Below are 24,632 nucleotides of genomic sequence, written 5' to 3'. Positions count from 1 at the left end.
ACGCGAGCCCCTTCCCCGGGGTCCCGATGTCCAGTTGCCGGGACCTGTCCCTTTCTTTTGATGATGATTCACTTCAGCAAGGATTTTGCACGGTAGGCCATTCTTTAGGGAATAGCGATCTTTGAAGTCGGGGTCTTGCGGCACCTCTCACACAACCCTCTCTTTTTTATCAAAAAAAACTTTTCTCACCCCCCGGTTTTGCAACCTGTCGATAGAGGTTTTTTTGTGAAAAATGTCACATATTTCTCACATTTGGCAGGTTAAGTGTGGATGTTTCATTTTTGTTTGTTTTTGTTTTTTTGATTGTTACACGATGTAAATCACCTTTTGGGCTTCATGGCTCGCATATGCTTCATTCAACAAGAGCAGGTCAACTTCATTAATAAATGCGAGGAGGCGTGATATCCCAATTATCTGGCTAATATAATAACGCGGTGATGAAGCCTTCTTTAAATGCTTTCATGCATCTGAATAACGATACAGGGCGTCCTGTGGATCTTGACCCAGCCGGGCCCTATTCTTCGCCGCTATGACGGGGTATAACTCTGGCCGAAAAACCTGGGCAAAAATTATTTTAGAAATAAAAATTAATTTGAATATCACTCTGGCATTTCAACCGTAAAAACAAAAAAGGAACAATGAAATATATGAAAAATAAGGTCTGTATTCTTGGCTCCTTTAATGTAGATATCGTGGCGAGGGTCGCAAGATTTCCCCGGGGAGGCGAGTCTTTGATGGCGCTGGGCAGCACGCTGGGACCCGGCGGCAAGGGCGCAAATCAGGCACAGGCCGCGAGCCGCGCCGGAGCGAAAGTCCATTTCGTTTCCAAAGTGGGTAAAGACCAATTCAGTCGATTTGCCAGGGATCATCTTTCATCATCGGGTATCCACTCATTCAAGCTATATCAATCAGAAGAAGAGCCCACAGGCAATGCGGTAATTTATGTCTCACAGGAAAATGGCGAAAACATGATCGCCATATACGCCGGAGCCAATAAGACCGTTACAGATAACGAAGTCGCCGAATTAGCCAAAGAACTGACAGACGCCGGGGTGTTGTTACTGCAACTGGAAAACAATTTTTCCGCGACACTAAATGCCATGAAGCTTGCCAATACATTGGGAGTGAAAGTCATCATGAACCCCGCGCCATACTCCGCAGATATTATTCCGGCGCTGCAATACATGGATGTCATCACCCCGAATGAAACGGAAGCATCACTGTTATCCGGTATTGAAGTCACAAACCTGGATAGCGCCCGCCGCGCCGCGCTGGCCATCGTGGAGCTTGGAGCGCGTTGCGTGATCATCACGCTGGGCGCGCGGGGAGCGCTTCTTTATGAAAATAAACACTTCATACACATTCCGGCATTCCCGGCCCTAAGCGTAGACACCACAGGCGCCGGTGATGCCTTTAACGGCGCGTTGGCGGCCTCCCTTGCCGACAAACAGCCCCTTGCGCAAGCGGCGACTTTTGCCTCCGCGTTTGCGTCCCTGGCCGTTGAACGTGAAGGCGCGGCGAATATGCCGGACCGACGGCAGGCGCTTAACCGACTGCAAAGCAAAATTTGATGGTGTATCAGGCCGCCCGGCGGCCAAGAGGAGAGGAAATGAACAAGATTGACGGTGTGATTCCAGTCATGTTAACCCCATTCAATGCCCAAAATGACATTGACTGGCCTGGTCTTGAGCAGCTTATCGAGTGGTATCTGCAACAGGGAGTCGATGCGCTATTCGCAGTATGCCAGTCCAGCGAGATGCAATTTCTGTCACTGGCTGAACGGGCGGCCTTGGGGCGTTTTGTGGTGGAGAAAACCGCAGGCCGGGTGCCGGTAATTGTCTCGGGGCACATTAGCGATGATATTAGCGCCCAACGGGAAGAACTGCTGACCATGGCTGAAACAGGGGCTGATGCGCTAGTACTGGTCACCAACCATCTTGACCCGAAAAATCAGGGCAGCGAGGTGTTTTTCGCCACACTGAACAATTTACTTGCTGTCTTGCCGGAAACCTTGCCGCTAGGGCTGTACGAGTGCCCGGCGCCTTACCGCCGCCTGCTGAGTGACGATGAGTTTTCCTGGTGCGCCCATAGCGGACGTTTTGTGGTGCTAAAAGACGTCAGTTGCGATTTGGATACGGTAAAACGTCGCGTAAAATTGGCCCAGGGGACGTCCTTGAATGTTGTCAACGCGAATGCCGCGATTGCCTGGCCGGCTATCCAGGCGGGTTGCAAAGGATTTAGCGGCGTATTCACCAATTTCCATCCGGAGCTTTATGTCTGGCTGTACCATCACCATGCAAAAAATCCCGCGCTGGCGGATGAACTTGCCATCTTTTTATCTCTGTCGGCCGTTACTGAAACATTGGGGTATCCGAAAAACGCCAAGATTTATCACCAGCGACTGGGAACCTTCAATGACGATGTCTGCCGTGTGAATAAAGACAATGTACTGGAAAAATATTGGGGCCTGAGTGTTATCCTCGATCAAATCCATACCGGAACGGCGTTCTATAAAAATAAAATTGGTTAATTCAATTCTTGTGCAGGCACCCGAGATCATGCATTACTCTGGCGCCAAAACAAAAAGGCGCAATCTATGAACGGTAAAGTTTCCCATGACAGTGTATTGCAACGCGCAATAAATAAAGCCAAGTGGCGGATTATACCCTGTCTCATCCTTATGTATTTAATGTCTTACCTAGACCGTGTTAATGTCAGTTTCGCCAAATCGGCCTACCAGGCATCTACCGGTTTATCCGACGCGGCCTTTGCTTTTGGGGCCGGTATATTCTTTATTTCTTACGCATTATTTGAATTACCCAGCAACTTGCTGATGCACCGTGTCGGACCGCGATTGTGGTTGGTGCGTATCATGGTGACCTGGGGGCTGGTTTCTACGGCCATGAGCTTCGCCTGGAATGAACACACCTTCTATTTGCTGCGTATATTACTGGGCGTAGTGGAGGCCGGTTTTTTCCCGACGGCCATTTATTTTATCGCTCAATGGTTTCCGTCCAGCGCCCGGGCGCACATTATGGGGATCTTCTATTTTGGCTCCCCTATCGCGCTGATCATCGGCGGCCCTATTTCCGGTTTATTACTGGATCTTCACGGGCTGGGCGGCTGGGAAGGATGGCAGATTATGTTTGCGGCCGAAGGCCTGGCCGCATCCGTTCTGGGGGTTGTCCTCTGGTTCTTCCTGCATAATTCGCCACAAGAAGTGAAGTGGCTGAGCGCGGACGAGAAACGGGCGCTGACCTCGGCGTTGAATGCGGAAAACGAAGACAAAGCCCGCCATGGCCACACACGCTTTATCGATGCCGCCAGAAGTCCGATTCTGCTGCATTTTGCCGCCATCTACTTTTTGATCCAAATCACCGGCCTTGGCGTGGCATTTTATCTGCCAACGCAGGTCGCCGCACTGCTTGGCGTCAACATCGGCCTGGAGGTTGGGTTGGTCACCGCCATTCCCTGGCTATGCGCGTTAGTGGCGGGCGCCACCTGGCCGGGACTTGCCGCGCGGAAGGGCACCCCGCGACTGTTCGGCACGATTTCGCTGTGCTGTATCGCCTTGGGCCTTATCGCCTCGGGTCATGCTTCCCCCCTGTTTGCCATCGCGGCGCTCAGTTTCGTCACCATGGGCATTATGACGGCGCAACCCATTTTCTGGACATGGCCCACCCGCTACTACGGCGGTGCGGCGGCGGCGGCCAGTTTCGCGGTTATCAATAGCTGCGGCGCGGTGGGAGGCTTCGTCGCGCCCAATTTACGCACCTGGGCCGAAATCTACTTTCACACCCCTGTCGCCGGTCTCTATGCGTTGGCCATCGCCGCGCTGATTGCCGTGGCGCTTTTCATTTTATTGCCGACAGCGGAGAAGAAAATTTATGAAATCAAAGGAAAGCATTATGAACGCAACAACGCCTGAAAAAATTCTGGTGCTAACAGAACAATTTAAAAACAGTGATGCCATTTTTGATCCGCTGCGTCGAGCCGGTTACGACGTTGAAGTCAATGAAACCTTCAGGCTCCCCACGGAACAGGAGTTGATCGACAAGCTAAAGCAGAACGTGGTCGCCACCATTGCCGGCGGCGAGCCTTATACAGAGCGGGTATTTACTCAGGCGACGAATTTGAAGATCGTGGCGCGTTGGGGTGTGGGCTACGACAAGGTTAACGTCGCGGCGGCGACCACGGCCGGCGTGCCCATCGCGATGGCGTTTGGCGCCAACCATGAAAGTGTGGCCGAATTTGCTTACGCCATGGCGTTGACGTTGGCCTGCCGCTTACCTCAGCGAGATGCCATGGTCAAACGGGGAGAGTGGTTTTTCGATGGTTTTCATCCCGGATTATGGGGACGCACCGCAGGCATTATCGGCCTTGGACGCATCGGTTATGCCATGGCGCGTCGCTGCCATGGCGCGAATATGCGACTCCTTGTTTGCGATCCCTGGGCGAGCGATGAACAACTGGCAAGCGTGAACGCTGAACGTGTCAACCTGGAAAAACTGCTGCGCCAGTCAGACCTCGTTTCGATCCACGCGCCGTCGACCCCGGAAAGTCGCCACACCATCAATGCTGACACGCTGGCCATGATGAAACCCGGCGCCATTCTGATAAACACGTCGCGCGGGCCGCTGATTGATGAAAACGCCTTGGTCGCGGCCCTCAACGCGGGAAAACTGGGCGGCGTGGGCATGGATGTATACGAAGTGGAACCTTTGCCGGCCGATTCGCCGCTGCGTCAGTTTGACCATGTTTTGCTTTCGCCGCATGTCTCCGGCATGGACAAAATGGCGGAGCGCCTGGTGACCGAACGCTGTATCAATAACATTCTCGACTATCTAGGGGGAGAGAAAAACGCCCTGAAACCTTACGTTGTAAACCCGGAAGTCCTCGGGTAACGGCAATGGCCGCGCCTGCCTGATCCGGCGCGGCCACTGCCAGCACCACCTGAACGCTTACCCCTGCATAAAACATTATAGGAAGGTCATAATATGAAATATAAAAACCATTATGTTGCAGCGTTGTCCCTACTGTCCATCCTTTCGTTTTCCGCCATGGCGACGACCAGCCCGGCCCAGACGTCCATTGCCCTGAGCAACTCTTTCGCGGGAAATACCTGGCGACAGCAAATGATCGCCATCTGGAACCAGTCCGCGCAAGACGGCATCAAGCAAGGGCTGGTGGCAAAAACCAAAGTGGTCAATGCCGATAATTCCGCTCCGCAGCAGGCAAGCCAGTTAGAGAATCTGATTCTGGAGGGATGGAAAGCCATCGCCATTGATGCCGCCTCCCCCACGGCCCTGAATGGATCCATTCAGGAGGCTTGTCAACAGGGCGTGGTGGTCGTGGCGTTCGACGCCCAGGTCACGGCGCCTTGTGCTTACAACGTTGTGTATGACTATAAAAAAGTGGGTGAAATCCCGGCGCAATTTGTTGCAGACAAGCTCAACGGCAAAGGCAATGTTCTGGTGGTTCGCGGTCTGGCGGGAACCTCCATTGATGCCGATGAATTCGCCGGGGCGCAAAGTGTTTTCAAACGCTATCCCGGAATAAAGATAGTGGGTATGGTTAATGGCAATTGGACGGAAAGCGTGGCGCAAAAAGAAGTGTCGGCGATTCTGCCCTCCTTGCCGCAGGTGGACGCGGTCCTGGCGCAAGGCGGCGACAGCTATGGCATCTATCAGGCATTCAAATCCGCTGGCCGAAAGATTCCGTTGATTACCCTGGGGGGACGCAGCGAAGAGTTGGCGTTATGGAAGAAGCTCAATGAAGAGACTGCCGGCGGCTATGACAGCGTCTCTTCATCCACTGTTCCCGGCGTGTCTTCCGTGGCCTTCTGGGTGGCGCAGATGGTATTGGCAGGCAAAGACGTGCCAAAAGTCATTCATATGCCATTGCTCAAAATTCATGTAAAAGATATTGATCAATGGATTGCGGCAACGCCCGATGGCAGTGTGGCAACCTCTGTCTATTCGCGCCAGTGGACTGAACAGTTGGTAAAAGCCAACCTGGAAAACGGTCCGCTGCCGGAATCCCCCCTGCCTGGCGGTCATAATTAAATGAATGCGATGTTTAATTTCGAGCCGGCCCCACCGCATGCCGAACACGAAATTATCACCCTGGCGAAGGTGTCGCGGCATTTCGGTGCCGTGACAGCCCTGGCGGAGGCTGACCTGACGATTCGCGCAGGTCGGATGTTGAGCATTCTTGGCCATAATGGCGCGGGTAAATCCACACTGATAAAGATTCTGGCCGGTACGTTATCGCCTTCCTCCGGCAGCATAGTGATTAAGGATGAAGACATAGCGGGACATTACACTATGCGGGTCGCCTATCAGCGCGGTATTCGCTGCGTGTTCCAGGAACTGTCGCTGTGCCCTAATTTGCGGGTGTTCGAGAATACCCGGGTGCTGCATGCCAGCTTACGCGGTCTGGGGTGGCGTAAACAGGCGAAAACCCTGATTGCCGGCGCGCTGGATCTGATCTTCCCCGGCCATGGCATTGATGTCAATTGTCTGGTAAGCAGCCTGACGCTGTCTCAGCGGCAAATGGTGGAAATCGCTCGCGCCTTTACCGTCACGGATACCCCGGTTCGTGTCATGATCCTTGATGAGCCGACCTCCTCGCTTGATCCCTCGGCGGCGGAACAGTTACTGAGTTTCACGCGTAAAGTTCGTCAGTACGGTATCGCCTGTGTTTTTATCTCGCATAAGTTACGCGAAATCGTCGATTACAGTGACGATATCGTCATTATGCGGGATGGACATATTTCCTCCGTGGAGGCCTCGCAAGGGTTATCAGAAGCGGATTTACTTGATCGAATGGGCATGGTGGCCGCCGGTGCCCAGGACAACATTGCCATGCCGGCATTAGGACATGCCGGGCAAAGGTGCGTCGAACTTCTCAGTACCCGCGACAGCGCGATGCCATTTTATGTGCGTCCAGGCGAAGTGGTAGGCCTGGCGGGTCTGGCCGGTCAGGGGCAGCGTGAACTGTTGTTGCGTATTCTCGCCGGCGCCCGTGGCAAAGACAGACAAATGCGGGTTGCGGGCAGCGCGGTATACATTGCCGGGGATCGGCAAAACGAAGGGCTGTTTCCCCTCTGGTCGGTGGGTGAAAATCTGACGATTGGCCTGCTGGATAAGCTGAGTCGGGGCGGATTGATCGACCTTGCGGCGGAACGTGATGTTGCCGCCGCATGGCGCGAAAAACTGAATATCCGGGTCCCTTCCATTGATGATGCCATTACCGGACTCAGCGGCGGCAATCAGCAAAAAGTGCTGGTTGCGCGTGCCCTCGCTTGCGAGCCGGATGTGGTATTGCTCGACGATCCGCTGCGCGGAGTCGATGTACATACCAAAAATGAACTTTATCGCGAAGTTCGCGGCAGGCTCGGCGGCGGTTGCAGTTTTGTCTGGTTTACCACTGAAAATGCTGAATTGGCGATATGCGACCGTATCTATGTTTTTAAAGAAGGCGCCATCACCGATAGTTTTGCGCAGCATGAATACAGTGAAGACCGCTTAATCCGCGCGTCTTTTCATGAGGGAGGTGTGCGTGTCCAGTAATCCGGCAGGTCAATTTGCCTTATCCCGTATTTCACCGTCCGCGCTGCGCACCATTATCCCTCTGGCGGCCCTGGCGTTGCTGCTCACGGTCACCCTATGGCTACAACCGCGCGTGATGTCTTATTTCGGTTGGACATTATTGCTGAAATTCTCATTGCCGTTAATATTCGCCACGCTATCGCAGTTGTGCGTCTTGACGCTGGGCGATGTTGATCTGGGAATCGGTCCGTTTATTTCCCTGGTTTGCTGCATTGCGGCGACGATGCTACCCGGCGCGCCATTGCTGGGATGGGCCGCCCTGGCGGTTTGCGTATTGCTCTACGCTGGAATGGGGGTGCTCATCCACTGGCGACAACTGCCTTCGATTGTGATGACGTTGGGCGCCGCCTTTGTTTGGCTTGGAGCGGCGCTGTTGATCCTTCCCAGCCCCGGCGGCCAGGCCCCGCTATGGTTATCTCAGTTTACCGGCTGGCGTCCGCCCTTTATACCGCTGCCGGCGCTGGTCGCGGTGCTGATGGCGTTGCTGGGGCATGTGTTTATGATGCGTACCGCATTGGGGGTTATTTTGCGCGGCGCAGGCGGCAATCAGGCCGCTATCGCCCGCGCGGGCTGGTCGTTGGGCGTTATCCGGGCCGTGCTGTACGGCATGGCCGGGATACTGGGGGTTATTGCCGGTTTGATGCTTACCGGCATTAACACCACCGGCGATCCGCTGGTGGGTAATCAGTATACCCTGCTTTCCATTGCCGGCGCGATTATTGGCGGCGCTGAGTTTAGCGGCGGGATCATCTCTCCCATCGGCGCGGTGGTGGGGGCGATCATTATGCTTCTGACCGGGTCCGTACTCTCTTTCATGAATGTATCCACCGACTGGCAGCTTTGCCTACAGGGCGGATTGCTGATCCTGGTGCTGAGCCTGCGCGCGTTTACCGCACGGCGAGGGAGTTGAAAATGAAATTTGCCACAATACAGACCGTCAGATTTATACAAGGTCGCCCATGGATCTGGGCCTGTTTGGGGTCGCTGGCGGTATGGATTGCCGCAATGGTATTTGCCCATGGCCAGGGCGCCATGGGCATTTTACTGATTTCGCTTCAGTTTGCCACTTTTTATGTGTTGGTGGCGCTGGGGCAGATGCTGGTTATCTCCTGCGGCAGCGGCAACATCGATCTCTCCGTTCCCGGCGTGATGACCCTTGCGGCCTACGTGGGCCTGGGGGTTGCCCATGCCAGCAACGCATCGATTCCCCTGGCGCTGTTGGCCGTCGCCGGGGTCGGCGTGGGCTGTGGCGTGTTTAATCTGATATTGATTGAGGGATTGAAGATACCGCCAATGATAGCCACCCTGGCATCGGCGTTCGTTACACAATCCCTGGCTATCGCCTGGTCGCGCGGCGCCAGCCCGCTACCGCCCGCGTACCTGAGCGATTGGGTTGGAATGCGATTGCTGCGGGTACCGTTGCTGGCCATCGTGATAATGGCGCTGGCCGCGGCCATCGCGCTATGGCTGAAAAGAACCCGTACCGGACGGACGCTATTGGCGACCGGACAAAATATCCGCGCGGCGCAGTTGACGGCGCTGCCTGTTCGACGCGCCCTTGCCCTGGCATATATTGCCTCGGCGCTGTTCGCCGCGCTCTGTGGTTTACTGCTTTCTTCCTTCGTAGGCGGGGCGTCGCTGGATTTGGGCCAGGATTATCAGCTTATGTCTATCGCCTGCGTGATCCTGGGAGGCACTTCGGTATCCGGAGGCTATGCCACCACGCTCGGCGTATGGTGCGCGGCGATGTTGCTGGTGCTGACCATCACCATGCTCAATATTTTGCAGGTAAGTCCCGGTACCCGTTATCTCGTCACCGGCTTGATTATTGTTGCGGTGCTGGCCATGGCGAAAAAACAGGGCGGAGGCACGAACTGATGCGCGCCATCCCTCGCATAGATTGCCATCACCATTTGTGGCGGCCCTCATTGTACTCGTATCCATGGCTACAGCCTGATGCGCAACGTCCCACGGATATTTTCCCCGATCTTGCCCCCATCGCGGGGGATTACTGGCTGAATGAGTATTTGCAAGATGTACAGGCCGCGGGGGTCGTGAAAAGCGTGCATCTGGATAGTGGCTATGTCCCCACCGACCCGGTGGGGGAAACCCGCCTTTTACAAAATCTGGCGGATAAATACGGCTTTCCCCACGGCATCGTGGCGCGGGCGGCACTTGAACAGCCGGATATCCAGGCCAATCTGGAAGCCCAAACGCAGTATCCCAATATACGCGGCGTGCGCCATATCCTTAACTGGCACCCCGACCCGGCAAAACGTTTTACTTCACGCGGCGACTGGATGCAGGATCGCCATTGGTTAAACGGGTTTGCCTTGCTGGCCCGATATAACCTCTCCTTCGATTTGCAAATCTGGCCGCAGCAGATGCCGGCGGCGGCGGCGCTGGTCCGCCGCTTCCCTGAGACGTCGGTTATCCTCAATCACGGTGGGATGCCCCTGTGGCGCGATGCGCAGGGATGGCGTGTCTGGCAAAAAGGGATACGGCAGTTAGCCGCTTATGACAATGTCACAGTGAAAATCTCCGGTCCCGGCATGGTGTTCCCTCATTGGACCACAGAGGAAATACGCCCGTGGATAGAAGAGATCATTGAGGTATTCGGCATCAACCGGGTCATGTTCGCCAGTAATTTCCCGGTGGATAAACTGTACGGTGGTCTTATTAAACTCTACCAGGCCTTTGATACCATCACGGCAAATTTAAGCGACAGCGAGGCGCGGGCCGTGTTTTACCATAATGCCGCACGGGTTTATCGGCTTGGATAAACGCGAAAGCAACGCCTGGTTGACATTCCCCGGCGTGACATACGGCGATCCGTCATCAGGCGAACCCGCGTCAGCACCGAAACGGAACGCCTGGCGGAATTTGGCGTTAAGCCTATTCATTAACAAACGTTTGCGCCTGGCGGGTGATAAACTCAGCGAAGGATGCGACGCCGGACGCCAGGTGACGGTCTTTGGGCGTGACAAGGTAAATGGCCCGCTCAAGCGCCAAATCGTCGAAAGGCAGGATAACGATGTCTTTATGACGGAACTGGAACAGCGTTAACCCGGTAGTGATGCTGATACCATAATTGGCGGCGATAAGCCCCATCATGGTGGTGAGTTGCCGCACTTCCATCTGATAGTCAAAACTCAAGGCGAGATTTTCACAGAGTTTGTCGGTGTATTGCCGAATACTGGTGCCCACGCTAAAACCGATGAACGGATAGCGGCAAACCCGATCCAACGAAACCGAGCGCCGTTTCGCCAAGGGATGATTGCGGTGGCAAAGTAAGTAAAACTTGTCGGAAAACAATAAGGTCGAATTGAATGTCGTAAGCGAGGGCTGTCCGGCGGTAAGCGCTAAATCCGCCTGTCCGTCCAGCAGCGCTTTTAAGCAACGATCCCATTGCGTGTCCACCAGTTTCACTTTACTCAGGGGGGCGGTTTTGCTGTATTTGACCAGTATCTCCGGTAACCACTCCACCGCAAGGGACGGTAAAACCGCCAACGTAATATCAGCGCTATTGCCCGCCGCCCGCGCTTTGATTTCGCCGACGGCGTCATCGTGACTTTGCACAACATTGCGCGCCAGATCGAGAAAATGCAGCCCATCGGCATTGAGCAACACCCGTCGGGTATCCCTGTCAAACAAACGATAACCGATTTGCTCTTCCAACGAGGCAATCAGCGCGCTGAATGCTGGCTGCGAAAGATTAAAGCGGCGGGCGGCCTGAGTAAAACTGTCGGCCTCGCTCAATATCAAAAACGCTCTCAACTGTTTTACCGAAAGATTCACAACCCCACCTCAATTATCGCCATAATCATTAATACTATCGGTATTACCGTTTAATAAACATGCGCGATAGAGCGTTTTATGACCCACGCCACATTTAATATTATTGATGCCTGAATACTTGTTAGGCCGTCATACCTCAAGCCGCCTATTTTGTCGGCCATAACACAATTTGACGTGCTCAGGTTCTATGCCAAAATGACGAATTTCATTCGTAATAACAACAATTCGAATACCAAATTTCTATTCAACTGAATGTTTTTTCTGACGAACCTATATTTATTGAAAAATCGAATAGGTTTATTTTCTTCGCAAATTAATCTCGTTTACGTTGATAAGCAATAAGCTCATCGAAAGTACAAATTAGTTAATTCACATTTCCCGTGGTAAAAAAGAGCATCCCAAATGAGTATCGCCCGCCATTACAAGTCGACAACACATTGCGCGTATTCATTTAACAAAAAAAGAGATCAATGAAAAGGGTTTAAGGAGAAACATATGTTGGCATTGATAGGTGTGCTAACCATAGCCACCCTATTATTTTTTATTATGTCAAAAAGACTGTCGCCTTTGGTGGCTTTGATTGTCATTCCGGTGATTGGCGCCCTGGCCGCGGGGTGCGGGGCCGATACCGCAAAATATGTCGTCCAGGGAATAACCAAACTTGCCCCGATGGCGGCAATGTTCGTCTTTGCCATCACATTTTTTGGCGTGGTGACCGATGCCGGCATGTTTGATCCTATTGTTCGCGGGATTTTGCGTTTCGTCGGGACTAACCCGGTCAAGATCATCATCGGTACGGGCGTGCTGGCGCTTATCTCTCACCTTGACGGCAACGGCGCAGTGACCTTTTTGATCACCATACCCACCATGCTGCCGCTCTTCACGCGTTTGGGCATGGATAAACGGATCTTGTTGGGCATAACGGCACTGAGCGCGGGCGTGAATTTTTTGCCCTGGACCGGACCGATGATCCGCGCGTCCGCCGCGCTTAACATACCGACTCATGATCTCTTTTTACCGTTACTTCCGGCGCAAACCGCAGGTCTGTTGTTTATGGCGGCCATGGGCTGGTACTGGGGCAAACGGGAGGAAAAACGCCTGGGCGCCGCGCATTTCGCCGCGGCGGCCGGTGATTTTCACCACCATAAGGCGCTCAATGATCAAGAAAAAGCGCTGCGCCGCCCGCATCTTTTTTGGGTCAATATCAGCTTGGTCATTGCCGTTATCGGCACGATGGTTTTTACGCGCATCTCGCCGACGGTGGCGTTTATGATAGCGCTGACGCTGGCGCTGATGATTAACTACCCCAATGTGGAAATGCAAAAAGAACGCATCAACGCCCATGCGAAAGCGGCGCTGATGATGGCCAGCATATTGTTCGCGGCGGGCGCCTTTACCGGGATTATGGGTGGCGCAGGTATGCTAAAAGCCATGTCCCGCGCCGCGGTGGTCATTATGCCCGATACCCTGGCCTCGCATATTCCCTTTATTGTCGGTTTGATTTCCATGCCGTTATCCATGGTATTCGACCCGGATTCCTATTACTTCGGCATCATGCCGGTTATCGCCCACACCGTCCAATTAATGGGTGTTCCGGCAATTCAGGTGGCTCAGGCATCCGTGCTCGGGCAAATGACCACCGGGTTTCCCGTCAGTCCGCTGACGCCGGCAACATTTCTGCTGGTGAGTCTTGCCGGGGTTGATTTGGCCGATCATCAAAAATTTACCATTCCGGTGTTGTGGGCGGCCAGCGTCATGATGACCTTTATCGCCATGCTCACTGGTGTATTCCCGTTTTAACCTTCGAATTTCATGCTGTAAATAAGGAAATAGAATGAAAACAATCCGAATCGGTTCAGGTGCCGGCTATGCCGGCGATAGAATTGAGCCAGCGGTTGAACTGGCGGAAAAAGGCAATCTTGATTATCTGGCTTTTGAATGTCTGGCGGAACGCACCATCGCCATTGGCCAAAAACAAAAACGACAGGATCCGCATAAAGGCTATAACGAACTGCTGGAAGCGCGTATGCGCGCGGTATTACCGGCCTGCCAGGAAAAAGGTATCCGTATTATTTCCAATATGGGCGCCGCCAATCCCCTGGCCGCAGGAGAAGCGGTAGGTAAAGTGGCCCATGAACTTGGCCTGGACGACTTGAAAGTCGCCGTCGTCACCGGCGATGACGTTTTGTCATTGATGACAGGACTGGACTTATGCCTGGATGAGGCAGGGGTGCCGGTATCACGTTTGAATAAAACGATTATTTCGGCGAATGCGTATTTAGGCAGCGCGGGGTTAGTGGCAGCGCTCGCGACCGGCGCCGATATCATTATCGCCGGCCGGGTTGCCGATCCTTCGCTATTTCTTGCGCCGGCAATATATGAATTTGGTTGGGCGGCGGATGACTGGCACCGACTGGGACAAGGAACCTGTGTCGGCCATCTGCTGGAATGCGCCGGGCAGGTCACCGGCGGCTATTTTGCCGATCCGGGGGTGAAAGACATTGAGGACCTGGCCCGTCTGGGATTTCCGCTGGCGCAAATCAATGAAGACGGCAGCGCGATAATAACCAAAGTCGCGGGTTCCGGCGGTCGCGTGACGGTGGATACCTGCAAAGAGCAACTCCTTTATGAAATTCACCGTCCCGATCGTTATCTCACCCCCGATGTGGTGGCTGATTTCAGCCACGTGCGGTTTCGCGAATGCGGCCAGGATGCCGTATACGTCAACGGCGCGACCGGGATGCCGCGCACAGACAGTTTGAAGGTTTCCGTGGGCTATCCGGATGGTTTTATCGGCGAGGGGGAAATATCGTACGCTGGACCCGGCGCCGTAAATCGTGGCCGATTGGCGCTGAATATTGTGCGTGAACGTTTTGCCTTGTGTCAATTCACCCCGCTGGAGTCGCGTTTTGACTTGATTGGCGTCAACGCCCTGCACGGTGAAACCCGCGGACATGACAGCGATCCTTACGAAGTACGCGCCCGGGTCGCCGCGCGATGCGCCACTCGCGATGAGGCAATACATATCGGCGATGAAGTGGAAACGCTCTATACCAACGGTCCGGCGGGCGGCGGCGGCGTAACCAAATCAGTTAAAGAGATCTTGGCGATGGACTCGACGCTTATTCCACGTCATTACGTTCAACATCATGTAACCGTATTGGAGAAAGGAAAATGAAATTACGCGATATCGCACATTCGCGCACCGGCGATAAAGGCAATATTTCCAATATTTCATTAATTGCCTGGAATGCCGATGATTATACTAAGCTGGTCGAACAGGTTACCGCCGAAAAGGTTAAAGCCTGGTTTGGCGATATTGTCGCCGGTGAGGTTATACGTTATGAATTACCTGAGCTGGGCGCTTTGAATTTTGTCATGTACCAAGCGCTCGGCGGCGGCGTAACACGCTCGTTGGCGTTGGATATGCATGGCAAGGGCCTCAGTTACGCATTACTGGATATGTCAATTTAACGTCTTCTGACGGCTTAATGAAAATCACTGGCGGGATAATAATCCCGCCCTGGCGTTGTCACGCCTGAAAACATCCGGTAGAGAGAGTATGAAGAATAAAAGAATCACCACCGCGCAATTTCATGAATTATTACATGACGGGATGACCATCATGTTTGGCGGTTTTATGGGCGTCGGCACGCCGGAGCATCTGGTCGCTGAGATCATTCGCTCCGGCGTCGGGGAATTAACCTTGATAGGCAATGATACCGCTTTTTCTGATAAAGGCGTGGGGCCGCTTATCGCAAATGGACAGGTTAAAAAAGTCATCGCCTCGCATATCGGCACCAACCCGGAAACCGGCAAAAAAATGATGGCCGGCGAGCTGGAGGTGCAATTGGTTCCACAAGGCACGCTGGCGGAACAAATCCGCGCCGGCGGCGCCGGCCTGGGCGGTTTTCTCACCCAAACAGGCGTGGGCACGATCGTGGCGGAGCATAAACACACCTTGGTTATCGAGGGTGAAACATGGCTGGTGGAGCGCCCGTTGCGGGCCGATTTAGCCATACTGCTGGCCAGTGGCGCCGACGTTATCGGCAATCTCGTTTACGACCTGACCGCCCGCAATTTCAACCCCATTATGGCGCTGGCCGCCGATGTCGTGGTGGCCGAAACGGCAAGTGTTGAATCCGCCGGCCATATCGCACCGGAGCATGTCGTCACGCCGGGGGCCCTGGTGGACTATTTGTTTATGGAGGCCGACTGATGAACGCAAAAGAACGTATCGCCCGCCGCGTGGCGCTGGAGCTGCATGACGGCGACATCGTCAACCTGGGCATTGGCTTGCCGACCCGGGTCGCCGATTATCTGGCTGATGATATTCAGGTGACATTCCAGTCGGAGAATGGGTTTCTGGGTCTCGGCCCGCTTGGCGACAGCCATGCGGCATTGGTGAATGCGGGAGGTCAGCCCTGTGGCATGGTGCCTGGCGCGGCAATGTTCGATAGCTGTTTTTCCTTCGCGCTCATTCGCGGCGGCCACGTCGATGTCTGCGTACTCGGCGGCCTGCAAGTTGATGAACAAGGCAATCTCGCCAACTGGGTAGTCCCGGGGAAAAGCGTCCCCGGCATGGGCGGCGCGATGGACCTGGTCGCCGGATCCAAAAAGGTCATTATCGCCATGGAGCATCGCGCGAAAAACGGTGAGCCTAAGCTATTGCACCGCTGTAGCTACCCTTTGACCGCCGTGGGCAAAGTCAGCAAAGTCATTACCGAATATGCCGTATTCAGTTTCATTAACGGTGAAATGCGCCTGGACGAAATCGATGAAACCCTCACCTTGGATGAGCTTCGCTCCTGGACCGAAGCGGATTTTCACCTCTCTGACAGCCTGCGCGCAATGCCAACACCGGAGGCCCGGCAATGAAAGATTCCGTTGTTATCGTTAGCGCGAAACGCACGCCGATCGGCAAATTCGCCGGCAGTTTATCGGAACTTCCGGCCGTGATGCTTGGCGCCGCCAGCGTGCGGGGGAATTTGTGTGATCTGCCCGATGAGATCGCTATTGACGAGGTGATTCTCGGTAATGTTTTACAGGCCGGCATGGGACAAAACCCGGCGCACCAGGTCACGCGCCATGCCGGTATGGCGCTGTCGGTCTCGTCCCTGACCGTTAATAAAGTGTGCGGTTCCGGGCTCAAAAGCGTTGTGCTCGGCGCGCAATCCATTCTCAGCGGCGATAACCGGGCCTGTATCGTCGGCGGAATGGAAAACATGAGCGCCGCCCCTTATGTGCTTCCCCGCGCCCGGCAAGGCTATCGCATGGGCAATGGCGAATTGATCGATGTCCTGATCAACGATGGGCTCTGGTGCGCTTTCAACCACTACCCTATGGGGATCACCGCGGAAAATATCGCTAAACGCTATCGGTTAAGCCGTGAAGAACAAGATCAGGTGGCGCTGGTATCGCAACAGAAAGCCGTTGCCGCCATCAAGGCCGGTTATTTCCGCGAGGAAATTGTCCCGATAACGTTGCAGAATAAAAAAGAAACGCGCTTATTCGACACGGACGAATTCCCCCGTGCAGACACGACCCAACAGTCATTGGCGAAACTGCGCCCGGCTTTCGATAGCGCGGGTACGGTAACGGCGGGCAACGCTTCCGGGATCAACGATGCCGCCGCGACACTGGTTTTGATGTCGGAAAGCGCGGCGCGCCAACAAGGGATTATGCCGCTGGCGCGGGTCAAAAGCTGGGCATCCGCCGGCGTGGACGCCAGTATGATGGGTCTGGGGCCCATTCCGGCAACCCGGATGGCGCTGGCGAAAGCCGGTATGTCGGTTGCGGATATAGACTTAATCGAAGCCAATGAGGCGTTTGCCGCCCAATATATTGCGGTCGCCCGCGAGTTGGATTTTCCACAGGAGAGGGTCAACGTGAATGGCGGGGCCATCGCCCTGGGACATCCCATCGGCGCAAGCGGCGCGCGCATTCTGGTGACGCTGGTTCATGCGCTGCGGCAACGGCGCAAAACCACGGGCCTGGCCACGTTGTGTATCGGCGGCGGCCAGGGTATCGCCATGATAATCGAGCGGTGTTGACACCCGGGGCGCCCCGCCGCGCCCGGCATGACGGAGGGCCGGGCGCGGGCGTCGGTTGATGACCGCCGCCGCGCGCATCCACATCGGCATGGACTTTGACATCAATGGGGATTTGCCTTGTGAACGCACCCAGCCGCACAGGGCAACACCCTCCATGGAAAACACTTCTTTCATCAATATTCACTAAACGAATTTTTCAAACGATTTTCGCTTGAATTTGTTTATGGCTTACCTTGACACCCGACAGTCTCAATCTTCAACGAGAACGAAACCACTTTGACAAGTCGCTCGGAACGCAATGGCCGACGCGCGCCTCTCACGACCACGTTGTTCCGGCGTTTTCACCGGCGTGATTAGGCGATATCCCGCCGACGCCCATTGACGAAACCGCGCCGCTTCACGTAAAACCCGGCGCGCCGCCGGGTCAGGCAGTGTTTTAGTGACGGAAAAACCGGCTCATGGTTATTTTATGCGCGAACTTGAACTATTTTCCGCCGTAAAGGCGAATGCGGGTTTGGATTTCAGTACCCCGCTGAACAAAATTTTGGCCAGCCAACGGTATGTGATGGGTACGGAGATGCTCTCTTTTGAAACCGAGTTCGCCAACTATCTTGGCGTCGGCCATTGTATTAGCGTCGCCAACGGGTCGGACGCATTGGAACTTGCCCTCAGGGGTCTGGCGGTGAAGGCGGGAGATCGCGTGGTCACGGCGGCCAACGCGGGATTTTATGCCAGCGGCGCGATTCATGCCGTGGGCGCCAGGCCGGTTTATATCGATGTCGATCCCACGACGCTAACCCTTTGCCCGAACGCACTGGCGGCGGTGCTTGATTCGCCGGTGGCCGCCATCGTCGTGACGCATCTCTATGGCCAGCTTGCCGATATCGAGGCCATTGTCCGTTTGGCGTCGCTGGCGGGTATACCGGTTCTCGAGGACTGCGCGCAAGCGCACGGCGCACGGCGCAACGGCAGACTGGCGGGCAGCTTTGGCGCCGTCGGCTGTTTTAGCTTTTACCCCACCAAAAATCTCGGCGCGTTGGGCGATGGCGGCGCGGTGGTCACCCATAGCCACGAAATGGCGGCGCGCATGCGCCAATTGCGGCAGTATGGCTGGGGGCGAAAATATCAGGTCACCCTGCCCGGCGGACGCAACAGCCGAATGGACGAGATACAAGCGGCGGTTTTACGCGTTAAGTTACCCTATCTGGACCGGTGGAATGCCCAACGGCGTTCGATCGCCAAACGCTATAACGCGGCGTTCGGCAGGTTTAATGTCCGTCTGCCATGTTCCACCGCAGCGGACTATGTCGCACATCTTTATGTCATCCGGCTGGCGGACCGGCAACAATTTATCCATGCCCTCAGGCGCAATGCGATCAAAACCGATATCCATTATCCGATACCCGATCATCGCCAGGCGGCCTATGCCGCCAAGCTGCCCTATCCGCTGACCGTTACCGAGCAGGCCTGTGAAACCGTGGTTTCCCTTCCGTGCTATCCCGGACTGACCCGCGATGAAATCGATCGCGTGATCGCCTCGGCCACAGCGTATTTCCAGCAGGAGGACCGCGTGTGCTGACGCTTGTCATCCCCGTCTATCGCAACGAAAGCAATCTTGCCGATTTGCTGGCGTCGCTCAATGACATGCGCCACCAGTTGGGAGAGGCGCTGGAGGTGGTTTTCGTGGTGGACGGCAGCCCCGACCGTTGCTATGAACAACTGCATGACCTGCTGCCAAAACAGTCTTTCCGGTCGACGCTGGTGCTGCTGTCGAAAAACTTCGGCTCGTTTATGGCCATCAGGGCGGGCCTGCATTATGGCAGCGGCGATCGTTTCGCGGTTATGGCCGCGGATTTACAGGAGCCGCCGGAACTGGTTCTGGCTATGAATCGGATTTTATTGCAGCAACATACCGATGTCGTCGTCGGTACGCGCGAAAACCGCCGTGATCCCTGGTTAAGCCGCCTGACCGCGAAACTCTTCTGGGGCCTGTACCGTCGTTACGTCATACCGGAAATGCCTGCCGGCGGCGTGGATGTTTTCGCCTGCAACCGGACATTCCGCGACACGCTGCTCGCCTTGGAAGAGCGCCACAGTTCGCTCATCGCCCAGATCTTCTGGCTTGGATATCGCCGCCAGGTCGTGACCTATTCCCGACGGGCCCGGCGTCATGGGCATTCCGCCTGGACATTGAGCAAGAAGGTCAACTATATGATGGACAGCATCTTTTCCTTCACCGACCTGCCCATCAAACTGTTGATAGGGGTCGGCGCGCTGGGCGCCGCCCTGGCCGCGGTATTGGGTATCCTGACCTTGTTCGTGAAATTTTCCGGCGCCGCCCCCATACCCGGCTATGCCATGATGATGTTGACCATCACATTTTTAGGTTGCCTGATCCTCCTGGGTCTCGGCACTGTCGGCTCTTATGCCTGGCGGACTTACGAAAACACCAAGCATCGGCCTCTCGCCATCCCGATGCGGGTAGACGTGTTTGGAGGCGGGGATGGTTAACAGCGACAACGTCTTTATCCATCCCTTGGCGATATGCGAGTCGAAAGCCATAGGCGCAAACACGCGTATCTGGGCGTTCGCCCATGTCTTGCCAGGCGCGAGCCTGGGCGGTGACTGTAATGTCTGCGATCATGTGTTTATTGAAAATGACGTGCGGATAGGGCATAGGGTGACCTTAAAGTGCGGCGTACAGGTATGGGACGGCATTCGTATCGAAGACGATGTCTTTGTCGGCCCCAATGTGACCTTTACCAATGATCCTTTCCCGCGCAGCAAAGCCTATCCGCCAACCTTCGCCCGGACGGTGATCCGCAAAGGCGCTTCATTGGGCGCCAACAGCACCATACTGCCTGGGCTGACAATCGGCGCCAACGCCATGATAGGCGCGGGCGCCGTGGTCACGCGCTCCATCCCGGCCAACGCCATCGTGGCCGGCAACCCCGCCAAGATTATCGGCTATGCCGACGCCCTGCCCCTTTGCCAGAATGGGGACCACGCCAGGGACAAGACGCCGGCGCGATTAAACACCTTGGTAAAAGACGTCACCGTGCATACCATGAACAACTTTACCGATATCCGCGGCAGTTTGTCCGTCGGTGATTTTGCCAGCGTGATTCCTTTTACACCGTTACGCTATTTCCTGGTCTATGGCGTTCCCACCGAACAAATCCGCGGGGAACACGCGCACCGCGTTTGCCATCAGTTCCTTGTCGCGGTTAAGGGGTCGGTGCATGTCGTGGCCGATGATGGAAGACATCGTCAGGAATTTATTCTGGATACCCCCGTCCAGGGGGTTTATCTACCGGCGATGACCTGGGGCATTCAATACCGCTACTCATCCGATGCCATTTTGATGGTATTTGCCTCCCATCGTTACGACGCGGCGGACTATATTCGCGACTATGACGAATTTAAGGCACTGACCGACAACCGCTATATCGGGCAACCGTGATATTGACGCGACTCGCATGGCGCAAGGGGGATTTTATCCGCTTCCTGCTGTCAGGGGGCCTGAATACCGCCCTGACCTATGCTATTTACCTGTTGCTGCTTAACGTTTGCGGCTACACCGCAGGATATACCGTCGCCTACGTGGCGGGGATAGTATTTGCCTATATCATGAACCGTTGTTACGTTTTCAAACATCATCGCGGATTGAAATCCATTATCTGGCTGCCCTTGGTTTATTTTTTCCAGTATTCGGCAAGCATCGCCATTGTCTGGTGCTGGGTTGAAATACTGGATTTCTCCACGCGTTCAGCCCCGCTGGTGGCGATTGCCATCACGCTGCCCATGACATACGGCCTTTCAAGGCGGCTTTTTCGACCAAGGGATATCACGTAACCGCACCGAGAACATATCGGCACGACAGTAGGGATAATCTGACATGGAAAAGATATCTAGCGTATTGGATAGAATTGACCTGTATTTAGCCGCAAGGGTGGCGCAGGCTCGTCATGAGGGCTTTAGACTGCGTGAGCTGGGGGTGTTGATATTTATTGGCGCCGTGTGCTATGGGTATTTTTTGACCACGTTCTCCTTATCAATCGATAATGAGGCCGCCGCCCTGCGGCACCATCCCGAAATATGGGTCGGTCAGGGAAGATGGTTCACTTTTCTGGTTGAGAAATATCTATTACAGCAACCCTCAGTCCCGTTTGCCCCTTATGTCATTCTCATCGTTGCCTTCGCGGTTTCCTATGCTGCGCTGCTGCGCGCCCATGGGTATCGCGAGAGTTGGCGCACATATCTTTGCTATCCGGTTTTCTGCGCCTTTCCCACCTGGTGGGCAATCGGGACATTTTACGCCAACATCCCCGCATTAGCCCTAGGCCTGATGCTTATCAGCCTGGGGGCATATCTGTATTTTGGCGAAGGATATTCCGGGAACATAACCGTCCACCATTCCATTGTCAAAAACAGTGTGATTATCGGCATGCTTTCATGTGCCATTGCCGCTTATCAATCCTTGATCCTGATGTTTGCCGCTTATGCGTGCGGTATTTTATTGACCCGGCGTTTGCATACCGACGGGAGGATGGACACCGCCCCCCTTAAAACACTGGCGATGGCTATTTGCCGATTGGCATGCCTGATTATATTATCCCTGGTTTTATATGAAGCCAGTAATAAATTGACGCAAAAGTTCATCATGACCGACAGCGGTTATATTGCTAAAGCCTTTTTCAATTATACCCGAACGCTTAAAGAGCCTGTAACCGTGCTGTTGGCCATATTACGCGAACAGGCGGCTATCTACGGCGGCGCGACACAACGTTATGGCGCGGCGTTGACCATCAATGGCCTGATCATCGCCCTGGCCAGCCTGGCGATATTACGGACCCGCATCGCCGCCTCATGGGTGAATTTCATATTATGGCTCGGCGTGCTCTTCTCGCCGTTCGCTCTGCATCTGGTCACCGGAGGCGAGCCGTTACCGATGCGCACCCTGATTCCCATCGCCTACGTAAGTTGGTTGTCATGTATCATCCTGCTTTCCGCCCGGCGGACCACATCCCTGTTGGCCGGCGTTATGCTCATCGGCTGGCTGCAAATCAAAATTATCGGCGTGACGTCGCAATACATCGCGTCGGCCACCCTCGTCCAGGCGCATGATCGAATACTGGCGGCGGATATTTATAGCAGGATCGGGGAATTAACGGCTGATTTCAACCCGGACGCGCCGCTGAAAATGGACTTTTACGGCCGTAAACACTTCAGTACGGTTTATGCCAACGCCTGGCAAGGGACTATGCAGGGTTCGTTTTTTTCCTGGAGCGAGGACAGTATCGATCGGATCACGAATTTTATGAAAGTGATGGGTTACCCCAATATCGTGATACCCAGCGCTGCCGAAAGGAAGTCCCTGAGTCTTGTGTTTGATAAAATGCCGGTCTACCCCGCCGCCGGCTCGGTCAAAAAAGAAGGCGATATCTATCTTATCCGGCTGAGCGCGGCGCCGGATCCTGTCCATGGGCCATGTCTTGTTGCCCCGATGCCATAACCCCCTATCCTTCCGCCGACTTGCGCCGTTGCAACAACCGTATCCGGCCCATGGCCTCCTGATCGCCGAGCGCCTGGCGATACATGGCGGCCAAGTCGGCTTTTAGCAAAGTTCGGGCGTCGCCGTTAAGGTAGATCATGTGTCCGGACGGATAATAAGTTACCGTCAGGTTTTGGCGAATCGACGCCGAGAGTAGCGGCATGGCCCGCAGGTCCAATTCCGTCTGGTAAAATGGCGTCACGAAGTCGTAATAGCCATTGGCCGACAGCACGCGTAAATCACTATTCAGGCTCATGACGGCGGCCAGGTCTCCCGCGGTATAGAGGACGGCATTGCCTTTGCCGTCAACGCCTTTCTCCGCGCCGGTGGGATCGATATGGTGGAAATCCCAGTACTGAAACGCCTGTTCGTTCAAATCAGTGAACGCGGACGTGGAGGTGTATTTCAACTGGTCATTGAGATAGCTGTTCCACATCGCGGTGTAAGCGCCGTTCACCGCCGTCATGGTGGGATCATTGCCCCCCGAGTTTGGATCGATATCGGCGGCGATACCGGTATTGACCGCGGTGACCCGACCGTCATAGGAGCCTAAGGCCAGCCCCTGCGCCTGTAACAGGGTCACCAGAAACAGCGGATTGCCGCGGCTGTTGACGGCGCCCACATCCAGGCCCCAGCCTGTCAAGGTTTTGCCATCAATGCCGGTCAAGCCGCTGAGTTTCGCCAAGAGCGCGTCGTCCACCTTCGGAAAAGCGGCCAGCGCGGCGGCGTAATCCCCGCTGGCGAACACCGTCGCCTGTTGCGCGACGGCGGCCGGATCCGCCGGCCTGGGCTTGCTCGTGAGCGTGTTATGATACCAGGCATCGCAAGCGCAAGTGGGTAGCAGTCCCACGGGGTCGCCGGCTTTGGCGTAATCCAGGATCGAGGATTGCAGGGTGATGCCGTTGAGATCAATGCCGTCTTCGTGCAAGACATAAGCCAGCACCGCGCTGCGCGCGGTGCCATAGGACTCGCCGAATAAAAACTTGGGCGAATTCCAGCGATCATTGGCGGTCAGATAGCGTTTGATAAACTGGGATAAAGAACGGGCATCCTGATCGACCCCCCAGAAATCACGGTTACGGCGCGGCGCAATGGCCGCCGAATAGCCGGTGCCCACCGGATTGATAAACACCAGATCGCTTACATCCAGCAAACTGTCGCTGTTATCTTCCAGTTGGTAGGGGGCGGGCGGCGTAAAGTCGGGCATGGCCGTTTTGATGCGTTTCGGCGCAAACGATCCCAATAAAACATAAACCGAAGACGACCCCGGGCCGCCATTATAAAAAAACGTAACCGGACGCGCCTGCGGCTGCCCATCATCCAGGGTAAAGGCAACATAGAATATTTTTGCCGCCGGTTTGGAACTGCTCGGGTCCACCGCGACCAGGTGACCGGCGGTGGCGGTATAAGGCAGGGTTTTACCGTCCAGCGTCAGGGTATGGTGCGTAATGGCGGCATTCTCGCCGCTATCGGCCACCCCGTCGTCCGGACCGTTGCCATAGGCCAGCCCATCGAAAAAAGGCCGATCATCCGGCACGGTCGCGGTAGCCTTGCCGCCGGCGTCGCGGCGGCCTTTATCACTGGGATCTTCTTTCTTTTCCGTCATAGCGTTTC

At 55.0% G+C, this 24,632-nt stretch carries 22 protein-coding genes; 20 read left to right on the top strand and 2 right to left on the bottom strand.

Annotated elements, in window-relative coordinates; translation table 11 throughout:
• Window positions 1-647 precede the first annotated feature (647 nt).
• The 9 genes from rbsK to FCN80_RS05455 all read left to right on the top strand — a co-directional run bounded on the left by rbsK (window position 648) and on the right by FCN80_RS05455 (window position 10,396).
• Window positions 648-1,571, top strand: coding sequence for a ribokinase (rbsK, locus tag FCN80_RS05495; protein WP_230492504.1), 924 nt, complete (start codon window positions 648-650; stop codon window positions 1,569-1,571).
• Between the two features lie 38 nt (window positions 1,572-1,609).
• Window positions 1,610-2,530 (top strand): dihydrodipicolinate synthase family protein, encoded by a 921-nt coding sequence (locus FCN80_RS05490; RefSeq protein WP_136988884.1) that lies wholly within the window; start codon window positions 1,610-1,612, stop codon window positions 2,528-2,530.
• A gap of 66 nt (window positions 2,531-2,596) precedes the next feature.
• Complete coding sequence (locus FCN80_RS05485; RefSeq protein WP_136988883.1) at window positions 2,597-3,928, top strand: MFS transporter; 1,332 nt, start codon at window positions 2,597-2,599, stop codon at window positions 3,926-3,928.
• A complete protein-coding gene (locus tag FCN80_RS05480; protein ID WP_136988882.1) occupies window positions 3,909-4,904 on the top strand; it encodes a phosphoglycerate dehydrogenase in 996 nt (331 codons plus the stop codon). Before FCN80_RS05485 ends, FCN80_RS05480 begins: the two co-directional genes overlap by 20 nt.
• A gap of 93 nt (window positions 4,905-4,997) precedes the next feature.
• Entirely contained in the window at window positions 4,998-6,065 is a 1,068-nt protein-coding gene (locus FCN80_RS05475; protein WP_230492502.1) for an ABC transporter substrate-binding protein, read from the top strand.
• Complete coding sequence (locus tag FCN80_RS05470; RefSeq protein WP_230492501.1) at window positions 6,066-7,574, top strand: ATP-binding cassette domain-containing protein; 1,509 nt, start codon at window positions 6,066-6,068, stop codon at window positions 7,572-7,574.
• Window positions 7,564-8,523: an ABC transporter permease gene (locus tag FCN80_RS05465; RefSeq protein ID WP_230492500.1), complete on the top strand. Its 960-nt coding sequence runs from the start codon at window positions 7,564-7,566 to the stop codon at window positions 8,521-8,523. The genes FCN80_RS05470 and FCN80_RS05465 overlap by 11 nt, the downstream gene beginning before the upstream one ends.
• Window positions 8,524-8,525: 2 nt before the next feature.
• Window positions 8,526-9,491, top strand: a complete 966-nt coding sequence (locus tag FCN80_RS05460; RefSeq protein ID WP_136988879.1) for an ABC transporter permease — start codon at window positions 8,526-8,528, stop codon at window positions 9,489-9,491.
• Complete coding sequence (locus FCN80_RS05455) at window positions 9,491-10,396, top strand: amidohydrolase family protein (RefSeq protein WP_136988878.1); 906 nt, start codon at window positions 9,491-9,493, stop codon at window positions 10,394-10,396. The genes FCN80_RS05460 and FCN80_RS05455 overlap by 1 nt, the downstream gene beginning before the upstream one ends.
• Window positions 10,397-10,508: 112 nt before the next feature.
• Here the strand turns inward: FCN80_RS05455 and FCN80_RS05450 are convergent, their stop codons facing one another.
• The gene (locus FCN80_RS05450) at window positions 10,509-11,411 is read right to left on the bottom strand and encodes a LysR family transcriptional regulator (RefSeq protein WP_136988877.1); all 903 of its coding nucleotides are present in this window, start codon (window positions 11,409-11,411) and stop codon (window positions 10,509-10,511) included.
• A 495-nt stretch (window positions 11,412-11,906) separates the two neighbouring features.
• Between FCN80_RS05450 and FCN80_RS05445 the strand changes: the two genes are divergently transcribed.
• From FCN80_RS05445 to FCN80_RS05395, 11 genes are all read left to right on the top strand, one after another.
• Complete coding sequence (locus FCN80_RS05445; protein WP_136988876.1) at window positions 11,907-13,211, top strand: CitMHS family transporter; 1,305 nt, start codon at window positions 11,907-11,909, stop codon at window positions 13,209-13,211.
• A 34-nt stretch (window positions 13,212-13,245) separates the two neighbouring features.
• Complete coding sequence (locus tag FCN80_RS05440; RefSeq protein ID WP_136988875.1) at window positions 13,246-14,589, top strand: acyclic terpene utilization AtuA family protein; 1,344 nt, start codon at window positions 13,246-13,248, stop codon at window positions 14,587-14,589.
• Complete coding sequence (locus FCN80_RS05435; RefSeq protein WP_136988874.1) at window positions 14,586-14,885, top strand: AtuA-related protein; 300 nt, start codon at window positions 14,586-14,588, stop codon at window positions 14,883-14,885. The genes FCN80_RS05440 and FCN80_RS05435 overlap by 4 nt, the downstream gene beginning before the upstream one ends.
• A gap of 88 nt (window positions 14,886-14,973) precedes the next feature.
• Entirely contained in the window at window positions 14,974-15,630 is a 657-nt protein-coding gene (gene atoD / locus FCN80_RS05430; protein ID WP_136988873.1) for an acetate CoA-transferase subunit alpha, read from the top strand.
• Complete coding sequence (locus FCN80_RS05425) at window positions 15,630-16,289, top strand: 3-oxoacid CoA-transferase subunit B (protein ID WP_136988872.1); 660 nt, start codon at window positions 15,630-15,632, stop codon at window positions 16,287-16,289. The genes atoD and FCN80_RS05425 overlap by 1 nt, the downstream gene beginning before the upstream one ends.
• The gene (locus FCN80_RS05420) at window positions 16,286-17,464 is read left to right on the top strand and encodes an acetyl-CoA C-acetyltransferase (RefSeq protein WP_136988871.1); all 1,179 of its coding nucleotides are present in this window, start codon (window positions 16,286-16,288) and stop codon (window positions 17,462-17,464) included. The genes FCN80_RS05425 and FCN80_RS05420 overlap by 4 nt, the downstream gene beginning before the upstream one ends.
• A gap of 469 nt (window positions 17,465-17,933) precedes the next feature.
• On the top strand, window positions 17,934-19,043 hold the full coding sequence (locus FCN80_RS05415; protein ID WP_136988870.1) for a DegT/DnrJ/EryC1/StrS family aminotransferase: 1,110 nt from the start codon (window positions 17,934-17,936) through the stop codon (window positions 19,041-19,043).
• Window positions 19,037-19,975 carry a glycosyltransferase family 2 protein gene (locus FCN80_RS05410; RefSeq protein WP_136988869.1) on the top strand — a complete coding sequence of 313 codons (939 nt, stop codon included), beginning with the start codon at window positions 19,037-19,039 and terminating at the stop codon, window positions 19,973-19,975. The genes FCN80_RS05415 and FCN80_RS05410 overlap by 7 nt, the downstream gene beginning before the upstream one ends.
• Window positions 19,968-20,927: a WxcM-like domain-containing protein gene (locus tag FCN80_RS05405; protein WP_136988868.1), complete on the top strand. Its 960-nt coding sequence runs from the start codon at window positions 19,968-19,970 to the stop codon at window positions 20,925-20,927. Before FCN80_RS05410 ends, FCN80_RS05405 begins: the two co-directional genes overlap by 8 nt.
• A gap of 2 nt (window positions 20,928-20,929) precedes the next feature.
• Window positions 20,930-21,319, top strand: coding sequence for a GtrA family protein (locus tag FCN80_RS05400; protein WP_230492498.1), 390 nt, complete (start codon window positions 20,930-20,932; stop codon window positions 21,317-21,319).
• Window positions 21,320-21,362: 43 nt separating this feature from the next.
• Window positions 21,363-22,979, top strand: a complete 1,617-nt coding sequence (locus FCN80_RS05395) for a glucosyltransferase domain-containing protein (RefSeq protein ID WP_136988867.1) — start codon at window positions 21,363-21,365, stop codon at window positions 22,977-22,979.
• 4 nt (window positions 22,980-22,983) lie between these two features.
• Here FCN80_RS05395 and FCN80_RS05390 read toward each other — a convergent pair whose 3' ends face one another.
• Window positions 22,984-24,624: a S10 family peptidase gene (locus tag FCN80_RS05390; protein ID WP_136988866.1), complete on the bottom strand. Its 1,641-nt coding sequence runs from the start codon at window positions 24,622-24,624 to the stop codon at window positions 22,984-22,986.
• Between the last annotated feature and the right edge of the window lie 8 nt (window positions 24,625-24,632).

It is taken from the genome of Martelella alba, from assembly GCF_005217455.1.
Classification (GTDB): domain Bacteria; phylum Pseudomonadota; class Gammaproteobacteria; order Enterobacterales; family Enterobacteriaceae; genus Acerihabitans.
The sequence above is the reverse complement of the archived record's forward strand: the minus strand, read 5'-3'. Positions and strand labels throughout refer to the sequence as shown.